Source organism: Mesobacillus sp. (assembly GCF_047739415.1).
In the GTDB taxonomy this organism is placed as follows: domain Bacteria; phylum Bacillota; class Bacilli; order Bacillales; family Cytobacillaceae; genus Mesobacillus.
This window is the reverse complement of the sequence record NZ_JBIQOE010000203.1, coordinates 1-10,441: the sequence shown is the minus strand read 5'-3', so window position 1 is coordinate 10,441 and position 10,441 is coordinate 1. Positions and strand designations below refer to the sequence as shown.

The window sequence follows — 10,441 nt, the reverse complement described above, 5'->3', positions numbered from 1 at the left end:
TATATTCTAGTAGTATTGCACACTGCATTTTTTCTCTTCTTTTTTAGATTAGGTAGTTATAATTGGGTACAAAAGCCTTTTTTAGTAACCGTAACAGTTATTTTCATGCTGCAATGGGCTGTTTTTATTCGAAGCGTCTACCAAAGCAAAAATAGAAGGAAAATAGAATAGAGTTCTATTGGGGATAATTGGGTATAACGTGCTTTGCGATTGATCAAACTTTATTTATAAATCAGAGCGTTATTGCGAGCATCTTGAAAAATATGCATTTTATATGCAGTTTATTTACTTAATGCATGGGTAACCTATCAAATGAAAGGAAAAAAACAGAAAGGGAGATTACATGTATAACCAAACTTATGAACAGTGTATTCAGGCTTGCCTTGAATGTATGGAGGCTTGTAATGTTTGCTATGATGCGTGTTTCCATGAAGAAGACTTAAAAATGATGGCAGAATGTATAAGAATGGATCGGGAATGCGCAGACATTTGTGCTTTCGCTGCCAAATCTATGCAATCAAACAGTCCCTTTGTAAAACAGATCTGCCAGTTATGTGCTGATATTTGCGAGGCTTGTGGAAACGAATGCAAGAAGCATTCACATGAACACTGTCAAAAATGTGCTGAGGCTTGCTTTAAATGTGCAGAAGCATGCCGGCAAATGGTATAGTAACCCAAAAAACAGACACTTGGTGTCTGTTTTTTTGTCTTCAAGATGTCTGAATTCCGACATGCCGGCAAAGCCCTTACCCTAAAAGTCTACATGGAAATCTAGTCTATTATTCTATTTCCGGTCATATAAATCGTGTAAGTTGATAGTTATAGAACGGAGTGAGCGAATGAACAAAAGACATCAAAATACTATATTTTTAATAAGAGTTCACAAGATTTATTTCGCGTTTTTTTTCTTAATTATTAGTATTATATTTTTCATTAATTTTCTTGATTTTAAAGAAAAAATAAATTCTTCCTTTATTACAGCTACTAGCGAAAACGTACATACTAATATCATCCTAAGTCTCATGGCAACTGAAATAGGATCGCTTAGCTCAGTTATTAATGAACAAGAAACACCCTCTATCTCCCGAGCAGTATTTCTCTCTTTTACAAATATTTGGCCAGAAGACACTAGAACATTTCTCGGTCGAGAAATTCCAGGTTTTTTCAACTTTAATACCGAAATTGCTATCGCAGGAATTGGGACAGATCTTACCACAATGCCAATGGAATCTGCTCCTCCGTTAGAAGTGCTTTTGAAAGAGAAAGAAATGGCAGAACAGGAGCTAGGCGAAAAAAATGTTTCAAAAGAAAAAAGGATTTCGCCTATCCTTAAAACCGGAAAGGATGTGGCATATATTTATCATTCCCACAGCTGGGAAGCTTTTTTGCCCTCATTGCCTGGAAAGAAGACCGCAAATGAAGCTGTAAGTTTAAATGAAAGTAAAAACATAATAGCAGTGGGGAAAAAGCTAAGAGACGAATTAATGAAAAAAGGCATTGGAGCAAGCCACAGCACGTCCAATGTTACAGAGGAATTAAAAAAGAAAAATTGGAATTACAATGATTCATATACGCTTTCAAGAGAGTCAGTAAAAGAGGTAATGGCACAAGAATCATCTATTGGTTATCTTATTGATATTCACAGGGATTCCCAACCTAAAAAGCTTACAACTACAATGATCAACGGAAAACCGTTTGCAAGATTATTTTTTATAGTAGGGAGGGAAAATAAAAACTATGAAAGTAATCTTGCCTTAGCCAAAGAATTGAATAAAATGCTAGAAGAGAAATTCCCAGGAATCAGCAGAGGTGTTTTTGTAAAGTCAAAAGATGATGGAAATGGAGTATATAATCAGGACCTTTCCAGCCAATCGATGCTGCTTGAGTTTGGAGGAATAGAGAATAATAGCATTGAATTGGATCATTCTATTAAAGCATTTGCGGAAGTTTTCAGTGAATATTATTGGGAAGCTGAGGAAGTAAACGGAAATTGATAGTTTTGAGATTGTGATAGAGTCTATAACTCTATCCACCTGCGGAACTTTTGACAGAAGATCGAAACCCAATTCTTCAAAGTTTGCCCATCTCCATCTTGTTAAATCAGAACCGTTTGTCAATATCGGTGCTTCATAAAAAATGCACAGCTTTATGGGATATTAGTAACAAAAGCAAAGGAATAATAAATTTCAGGAGGAAACGATGACTAAAAAGAAGAAACAAAACAAAGAGCAAAAGTTTGGCTTAGGGTGGCTCTTTCTAGTAGTAATGGGTTTATTCGTGATTATAATTCTTCTTCCTAATAACGGAGGAAATAAAATGACATTTTCTGACTTGCATGGTCTGAGCTTTTCAGAAGATGGAGAAAAGTTAATTGCTGCAGTCCATGATGGTTTAAAGGTATACTCTAATGGATCATGGTCAATACCAGAAGGACCAAAAAATGATTATATGGGGTATTCACCCGTTAAGGATGGATTTTACAGCAGTGGACACCCAGCACCTGGTTCGAACCTTCAAAATCCCTTAGGAATTGTAAAAAGCAAGGACAATGGACAGACGGTTGATGTAGTTGATTTGCATGGGGAGGCAGATTTCCATGCATTGTCCGTAGGGTACGAAACAGAAGAAATCTATGTCTTTGCATCTGAACCTAATTCCAAAATGAAAGAACAAGGATTTTACTACTCAAATAATCAGGGAGAAACCTGGAATTTAATGAATTTGCAAGGGATTTCCGGCTCTCCTTTAGTAATGGCGGCACATCCTTCCAAAAATGGAACATTCGCAATTGGAACAGATCAGGGTCTCTATCTTTCTGAGAACTATGGGGATTCGTTTGAACAGATAGTAACGGATTTAAGTGTGAGTGCTGCTGTATTTTCAGATGATGATACAATAATTGCAGGAACAAATAATGGTGACAAGCGAATCTTACAAATTAATATCAGTGATAGTAGTTTCAGTAATTTAAATATGCCCCAAAACTTTGAGGGAAATATCTCTTATATTGCCGTAAACCGTGAAAACAAAAAAGAGCTCGCATTTGCAACCGATTTACTAAATGTATATACAAGTAGTGATAGTGGCAAAACATGGGATGAAATTGTTGAAGAAGGTACAGGTAGGAAGTCAGCAGAAAAGTAATCTCTTAAATAGAAATGCAACCTGATAGTGAAAATTATATAGAATTGTATGAAGTTTACTGTCAAAAGAGTGAAGGATAAGCTAAAAGCCATCCCAGTATAAATAATAGAGGATGGCTTTTCCTAAATTCTCCGTAATAGTGCCAATCATTCAATTTTTTTTATGTCCCCGAATAGAACAATAAACCCGGTTCTGCAGGTCTTTAGAAGACATTCCAAGGTTTTAGATGGCAACCATGCTTGGGAAATGGGTTCGCGGGATCGAGTATTCAACTTGCTAAATATCTTTATGACACTCAAATGATAAACCCTTTTTATGTGCAAAAAGATACACAGGTAGTAGGCAGGCAATACCAAAAAAGCAAACTGGAAATCAAGTACAATGCTTATCTTGTTTTGCGTTCACATTAATTACATATTTTTTTAAAAATTAATTTAATTATATTTACATAGGGTACAGGGGTATGGTATATTGGTTATAGAAGGGGGGAAGCTAAATGCAACCTGAAATAAAAACGAATACTTTAATTGCTGATGAAGTAAATTGTTACGAGCTCGAAAGGAAAAGTCATCACTCGGATAAAGTGAAAAACTCACTTTTGATTCGACTAAACCGGATAGAAGGTCAAATACGTGGCATAAAAGGTTTAATCGAAAGAGACACTTATTGTGATGATGTCATTACACAAATATCAGCAACCCAATCTGCTTTGAACAGCGTGGCAAAAGTTCTTTTAGAAGGACATTTAAAGGGATGCGTAGTGGACCGCCTGGAGCAAGGAGATTTCGATGTATTAGATGAAGTACTCGTTACTATTCATAAGTTAATAAAAAAGTAAAGGAGCTGTTAGAAATGGAAAAGGTAACATTAAATGTACTTGGTATGTCGTGTGGACATTGTGTTAAAGCGATTGAAGGTAGTGTAGGAGAATTACCTGGAGTTTCAAATGTTAAAGTTTATCTTGAAAGCGGAAAAGTCGATGTTGAATACAGTCCAACGGAAGTTTCCCTGGATAAGATTAAGGAAACTATTGATGATCAAGGTTATGATGTGAATTAATTATGAAGAAGGGTGTGCTTAATGGGACACCCTTTCTTTTAATAACATGTATACCCTGTATGTGTTTATAACCAATCTTGAAAATATAGTATTTATCCTCATTTCCAGCTAAAAAGGAGGAAGAAAAATGGGTGAGAAATCAATAGCAAAGACTCAAACTGATCTTTCAGAAGAAAACGTTACATTGAGTATCACTGGAATGACATGTGCTGCGTGTGCGACACGCATCGAGAAAAACATTGCCAAAGTTCCAGGTGTACAAAAGGCTAATGTGAACCTCGCTACTGAGAAAGCTTCTGTTATATATGATCCTGCTGTTGCTTCTGTTAATGATGTCATTGCGAAAATAAAAAAGACGGGCTATGGAGTTCAGGAGGAAAAAGTCCAACTCGATATCATTGGAATGACATGTGCATCATGTTCAACTCGTGTTGAAAAAGGCTTGAAAAAGGTTGAAGGAGTTACTAGCGCAGCTGTCAATTTAGCAACTGAAAAAGCAATTATCGAATATATTCCTGGCAACACAAATATCGAGCAAATAATGGCGGCTGTAAAAAAAGTCGGCTACGATGCCAGGGTAGTAGGCGATAGTAATGATGATTATGAGCGTAGCGCAAGGGAAAAGGAATACAAAACGCAGGTCAGAAAATTCACTGTAGGGGCAATCCTATCTGTGTTTTTCTTAATTCAAATGATATCGGATTTTGCGATGGAATATGGAAATGGGATGTTTTTTCATATGAGTCCATGGGTTCAATTCCTTCTTGCTACTCCAGTTCAATTCTATGTAGGAGGCCATTATTACCGTGATGCCTTCAACGCGGTTCGTGGGGGCAGTGCAAACATGGCAGTTTTAGTTGTACTGGGAACTTCAGCCGCATATTTTTACAGTTTAATTGTCACGATATTAGGAACAGGGCAATTTTTGTATTATGAAGCAGCTGCCATTGTTATGACCTTAATTGTTTTGGGGAAATTGCTTGAAACAAGGGCAAAAGGGCAAACATCTGAAGCAATTAAAACGCTCATGGGACTTCAAGCAAAAACAGCAAAGGTCCTACGAAATGGAGAAGAACTTGATATTCCACTAGAAGAGGTTCAAACAGGTGACTTGATTTTTGTTCGAGCAGGAGAAAAGGTTCCAGTAGATGGAGAAATAATCGAGGGAAATACTACAGTTGATGAATCCATGCTTACCGGTGAAAGTATGCCTGTTACAAAAGGAAAAGGCGACACAGTTATTGGAGCAACTGTAAATAAACACGGGGCGTTTACCTTTAAAGCGACCAAAGTTGGAAAGGATACTGCGTTAGCTCAAATTATCAAACTTGTCGAAGAAGCTCAGGGCTCAAAAGCCCCTATTCAGAAACTTGCCGATAAAATATCTGGAATCTTTGTCCCGATTGTCATACTAATTGCATTAGGTACTTTTGCTATAACTTATTTCCTGGCAGGATTTACGCCTGCCCTTGTCAGCACTATTGCTGTGCTGGTTATTGCATGTCCTTGTGCATTAGGCCTGGCTACACCAACTGCAGTAATGGTTGGTACTGGAAAAGGTGCTGAAAATGGCCTCCTTATTAAAGGAGCTGAACATCTTCAAACAGCACAGCGGGTAACTACCGTTGTACTGGATAAGACTGGTACTATAACTAAAGGAGAACCAGATGTAACAGATATCATCACATTTGGGGAATACAGTGAAGATGAATTATTGCAATTAGCTGCTTCTGCCGAAAAAGGATCAGAGCATCCACTTGGAGAAGCAATTATTAATGGAGCAAAAGGGAAGGATCTTCAGCTCAAGGATGCTCAAAACTTTAATGCCATCCCAGGGCATGGAATTCAAGTGGACATAAATGATCAAAAGGTATTTATAGGCAATAAAAAGTTAATGCACAAAAATAGTATCGTTATTGATTCTGCATTAAATCGAATGGAAAAACTTGAAGGTGAAGGGAAAACTGCTATGTTAATAGCAGTTAATGACAACCTTGCCGGTATAATCGCAGTTGCTGATACAGTAAAGGAAACATCTGCGAAAGCAATTAAACACCTTAAAAACATGGGCATAGAAGTTATTATGATAACTGGTGATAATAAATTGACAGCCGAGGCTATTGCCAATCAGGTGGGGGTTGATCGGGTACTTGCCGAAGTTCTCCCAGAAGACAAATCAGCCGAGGTAGAAAAATTGAAGCAGGAAGGGAAAATTGTAGCCATGGTCGGAGATGGTATCAATGATGCACCAGCACTAGCTGCTGCGCATGTTGGTATTGCCATTGGAACAGGTACAGATGTTGCTATGGAAGCTGCGGATATCACCTTAATGCGAGGTGATTTGATGGGAATAGTTGATACAATTAGCTTATCAAAATCTACAATGAGAAAAATCAAACAAAATCTTTTCTGGGCATTTGCGTATAATGTCATATTGATACCGGTTGCAGCAATTGGCCTTTTAAACCCAATTCTCGCTGGAGGAGCTATGGCTTTCAGTTCTGTTTCAGTAGTTGGCAATACACTGTTTTTACGAAAATGGAAACCTATACGCTAGAAATGGTCTATAAAAAGTTCAAGAAGTGGGAGTGACTCACTGAGTCATTCTCGTTTCTTCCTTTTCCAATTAAGAGACCATAATTTTTAAAGTATTCCCTTCTATGCGGTTTGATAGTAATAATTTTAAGTTTTCGATGAATGTTTACAGATGGGGAATAAAACATTAGGGAACTATTGTGTATAATACACAATCTAGGGTAATATAATATAAAATGTCAAAGGAGGAGGTTGTTGAATGTTAAGAATTAGTACAAGAAGATTTATGCTATTTGTATTGCTGACCTCTCTTATATCACTACTAGGGGCATGTGCAAGTACTAATGAAGAAAAAGATGGAAGTACGGGGACCAACAATACAGAAGAGACCCAAGATAATATGGATGAGGATCATGGCAATATGGACATGTCCGGCTCGGGAGAAGTTCCAGAAGGTTTAAAAGACGCTGCTTCACCAACTTATAAAGTTGGGAGCAAAGCAATCATTGAATCCGATCATATGCCTGGTATGAAAGGTGCGGAAGCAACTATTGCAGGGGCATATGACACAACAGTTTATACAGTTTCTTATACTCCGACTACCGGGGGAGAAAAAGTGGAAGACCATAAATGGGTGATTCATGAAGAGTTAGAGGGAGTCGGAGAAGAAGCACTTAAACCTGGATCAGAAGTGACTATAAATGCTGAACATATGGAAGGCATGGACGGGGTAACTGCTGAAATTGATTCTGCTGAACAAACAACCGTGTACATGGTTGATTTCACGCTGACTACAAATGGTGAAGAAGTGAAAAATCATAAATGGGTAACAGAGGATGAACTATCACCGGTTGAATAACAATAACTTAAAAATAACAGGGTGTCAGATAAGTCAATTTTAGACTTTCTGAACACCTTTTTTTGTGATTATTTTCGAGTGTGCCTTTCTGCATAAAAGGCTGTTATATAAGATATTAAGATGTTCTATTTTTACTATGTAGTTCTTCTAAGTACTTCCTCAATTAATTCTTCCTCATTAGATGCTTTTAAACTAAAGATTATATAAACGGAAACTGGTAGGAGAAAATGAAATAATTGATTACCAGCTGCTAAATCATTAGAATGCTTATGCCAAGAAACTTTCGAATTGCTGAAATTATGTTATGGGATTTGTCTAGGATAACTCTTGATTTCACTAAAATAGGAACGACATCCGAGGATAATGTAACTGCTAGACTAAAGTGAACAGTTTTTGCTAGATAAAAATGAACACTTTTTCATCCATAATTACCTCAGTTACGCTATGATGATATTTTCAACATAGTGTTAGCTGGAGGAATGGAAAGGTGGAAAAACTAGCATTGTATTTAGAAGTAAATCAACTTAGGGGAAGAGGTTTTAAGATAGCAGCTATCTCCAAGAAATTAGGAATATCGAGAAATACAGTTTATAAGTATTTGGATATGTCATTCGATGAAGCAACAGATTGGGTCTCAACATTGAAGACTAGAAGTAAAAAGTTAGATCCCTATCGGGATATAATTCTAATCTGGCTAAAAGAGCATCCTGATCTTTCTTCAGCACAAATTGAAGACTGGTTAAAGGAAAAGATCCCAGCAATCAAAGTTGGTAGCAGTACACTAAGAAGTTATGTCAGGGAATTGAGGGATACTTACCATATACCAAAAGTGATTCGTATCCGTGATTATGAAGCTGTAGAAGAGCTCCCAATGGGGATGCAGGTGCAGGTGGACTGGGGAGAAATGAAAGTTAAAACATCGCTGAACAAAGAAGTAAAACTATACTTCATCTCGTTTGTTCTTTCGCATTCTAGATATAAGTATGTTGAATGGCAAGATAGACCGTTTACCACAAGAGACACTATCCGATGCCATGAAAGTGCCTTTCAGTACTTTGGAGGAATGCCAGAAGAAATCGTATATGATCAAGACCACTTAATTACAGTGAACGAAAATGCTGGGGATATCATCCTTACAGGAGACTTTCAGGCATATAAACAGGAACGGAGTTTCAGGGTTTACTTGTGTCGGAAAGCAGACCCTCAAAGTAAAGGAAAAATTGAAAATGTAGTCAAGTTTATCAAAGGCAATTTTGCCAAGAACAGAGTATTCTTTAACTTGGAAAGCTGGAATGAGAAATGTCTTGCCTGGCTAGAAAGAACAGGTAATAAAAATGTACATAATACTACAAAAAAAAGACCGGCAGAAGTGCACGCCCTGGAAAAGCAACACTTAAGACCAGTCTCATCTCTACTCTCTTTCGAGAGCGACCTAAGTAACAGTATAACAAGGTCTGTCAATCAGGACAATGTAATTAAATACAAATCAAATCGATACTCCCTACCGCTAGGAACCTACCGGCCCAAGGGAAACAATACAGTTTATGTTGAAGTAAAAGAAAGCCAGCTGATTATCAGAGCAACTCCGCAAGGAGATATTCTTGCCCGTCATCGCTTATGTCTTGGAAAAGGAGAATTAATCAAGAACCGAAACCATGGAAGAGATCGGTCAAAAGGGATCGAAGCTTTCAAAGAAACAGTTATACGGCAATTGTCCAATTCTGAACAAGCAAAGCAATTCATCCAAGAGGTTGGTGCTAGATATCCAAGATACATGAGAGACCAACTTCAAGTTATTCAACATACGATTAACCAATATAGACAAGTCATTGATGAAGCCCTTTCCCACTGCGTTAGAAACCATCTTTGGAGTGCAAATGACCTTCGTGATGTCGCTCAACACCTTCATAGATTAACAGAAAACGAATTATTCCCATCCCCTTCATTTCAAAAAGTGAAGACGACTACCTCCGCAAGAAAAACCACTGCACAATCAAGGGATCTGACAACTTATGTAGAGATTATGGGAGGACTCAAATAATGACAGGAACGGTGAAGTATCTTCAAGAAAACCTCCGCCATCTTCGGATGGCGGAAACAGCAAATGAGTTACCAACATTACTTCGAAATGCAGAAAAACATTCGTGGACTTATCTTGAATTTGTACAAGAAATACTATCATATGAACTGAAGCGCCGGGAGGAGAAAAACAGGGAAAAGAGGTTGAAAAAGGCTAAGTTCCCTTATTATAAAACACTCGATGAATTTAAGATTGCCGAACAGCAATCTTTGAGTACCCGTCAAATCGAGCAGCTTAAAGAGCTGACTTGGCTTGAACAGCAATACAATATGATCCTTCTAGGTCCACCAGGAGTTGGCAAAACTCATATTGCAATCGGGCTAGGACTGGAAGCGATACAAAACGGATATAGAGTCTCCTTTTATACCATGGGAGAACTAATAAATATCCTCAAATCCCAGGAGTACCTCCGTAAATCCCAACTCCAGCTTAAGGCTATTAAAGAAGCAGACCTAATCATCATTGATGACCTGATGTATATGGCAATGGACCAACGGGAGGCCAATTTATTCTTTCACCTAATCAATGACCTATATGAACGAAGTTCAATCATCCTTACATCTAACAAAGGGCCTGAACAATGGGGAGAATTGATGGGAGACAAAGGAATAACAACGGCCATTTTGGACCGGTTGCTTCATAAAGTTGAAGTCATTCACTTAAACGGAGAGAGTTATAGAATTAAAAATAGAAGAACAATTTTTGAAGCAAAAAGTGTTCAAACTTAATGAGCAAAAACTGTTCAAAACTACTTGACGGTTACA

Annotated in this window: 9 protein-coding genes; all 9 read left to right on the top strand. The window is 37.6% G+C overall.

Going from position 1 to position 10,441, the window contains the following annotated elements; translation table 11 throughout:
• Positions 1 to 343: 343 nt before the first annotated feature.
• Positions 344 to 670, top strand: a complete 327-nt coding sequence (locus tag ACH0QE_RS16300; protein ID WP_214738044.1) for a four-helix bundle copper-binding protein — start codon at positions 344 to 346, stop codon at positions 668 to 670.
• A gap of 169 nt (positions 671 to 839) precedes the next feature.
• Entirely contained in the window at positions 840 to 1,994 is a 1,155-nt protein-coding gene (gene spoIIP, locus ACH0QE_RS16295; RefSeq protein ID WP_415801632.1) for a stage II sporulation protein P, read from the top strand.
• Positions 1,995 to 2,199: 205 nt separating this feature from the next.
• Complete coding sequence (locus tag ACH0QE_RS16290; RefSeq protein ID WP_415801631.1) at positions 2,200 to 3,144, top strand: F510_1955 family glycosylhydrolase; 945 nt, start codon at positions 2,200 to 2,202, stop codon at positions 3,142 to 3,144.
• Positions 3,145 to 3,640: 496 nt separating this feature from the next.
• On the top strand, positions 3,641 to 3,982 hold the full coding sequence (locus tag ACH0QE_RS16285; RefSeq protein WP_192472095.1) for a metal-sensitive transcriptional regulator: 342 nt from the start codon (positions 3,641 to 3,643) through the stop codon (positions 3,980 to 3,982).
• Positions 3,983 to 3,996: 14 nt separating this feature from the next.
• Entirely contained in the window at positions 3,997 to 4,203 is a 207-nt protein-coding gene (gene copZ, locus ACH0QE_RS16280; protein WP_192472096.1) for a copper chaperone CopZ, read from the top strand.
• Positions 4,204 to 4,330: 127 nt separating this feature from the next.
• Positions 4,331 to 6,760 (top strand): heavy metal translocating P-type ATPase, encoded by a 2,430-nt coding sequence (locus ACH0QE_RS16275; RefSeq protein ID WP_415801630.1) that lies wholly within the window; start codon positions 4,331 to 4,333, stop codon positions 6,758 to 6,760.
• A gap of 237 nt (positions 6,761 to 6,997) precedes the next feature.
• The gene (locus ACH0QE_RS16270) at positions 6,998 to 7,597 is read left to right on the top strand and encodes a YdhK family protein (protein WP_415777812.1); all 600 of its coding nucleotides are present in this window, start codon (positions 6,998 to 7,000) and stop codon (positions 7,595 to 7,597) included.
• A 487-nt stretch (positions 7,598 to 8,084) separates the two neighbouring features.
• Complete coding sequence (gene istA / locus ACH0QE_RS16265) at positions 8,085 to 9,638, top strand: IS21 family transposase (RefSeq protein ID WP_415781761.1); 1,554 nt, start codon at positions 8,085 to 8,087, stop codon at positions 9,636 to 9,638.
• A complete protein-coding gene (istB, locus tag ACH0QE_RS16260) occupies positions 9,638 to 10,405 on the top strand; it encodes an IS21-like element helper ATPase IstB (protein ID WP_415781760.1) in 768 nt (255 codons plus the stop codon). Before istA ends, istB begins: the two co-directional genes overlap by 1 nt.
• Positions 10,406 to 10,441 lie beyond the last annotated feature (36 nt).

What these genes read in the sequence shown, in the direction of transcription:
- ACH0QE_RS16290 (WP_415801631.1), top strand. Translation starts at nt 2,200, where the DNA reads ATGACTAAAAAGAAGAAACAAAACAAAGAGCAAAAGTTTGGCTTAGGG.
- ACH0QE_RS16300 (WP_214738044.1), top strand. Translation starts at nt 344, where the DNA reads ATGTATAACCAAACTTATGAACAGTGTATTCAGGCTTGCCTTGAATGT.
- ACH0QE_RS16275 (WP_415801630.1), top strand. Translation starts at nt 4,331, where the DNA reads ATGGGTGAGAAATCAATAGCAAAGACTCAAACTGATCTTTCAGAAGAA.
- spoIIP (WP_415801632.1), top strand. Translation starts at nt 840, where the DNA reads ATGAACAAAAGACATCAAAATACTATATTTTTAATAAGAGTTCACAAG.
- ACH0QE_RS16285 (WP_192472095.1), top strand. Translation starts at nt 3,641, where the DNA reads ATGCAACCTGAAATAAAAACGAATACTTTAATTGCTGATGAAGTAAAT.
- copZ (WP_192472096.1), top strand. Translation starts at nt 3,997, where the DNA reads ATGGAAAAGGTAACATTAAATGTACTTGGTATGTCGTGTGGACATTGT.
- ACH0QE_RS16270 (WP_415777812.1), top strand. Translation starts at nt 6,998, where the DNA reads ATGTTAAGAATTAGTACAAGAAGATTTATGCTATTTGTATTGCTGACC.
- istB (WP_415781760.1), top strand. Translation starts at nt 9,638, where the DNA reads ATGACAGGAACGGTGAAGTATCTTCAAGAAAACCTCCGCCATCTTCGG.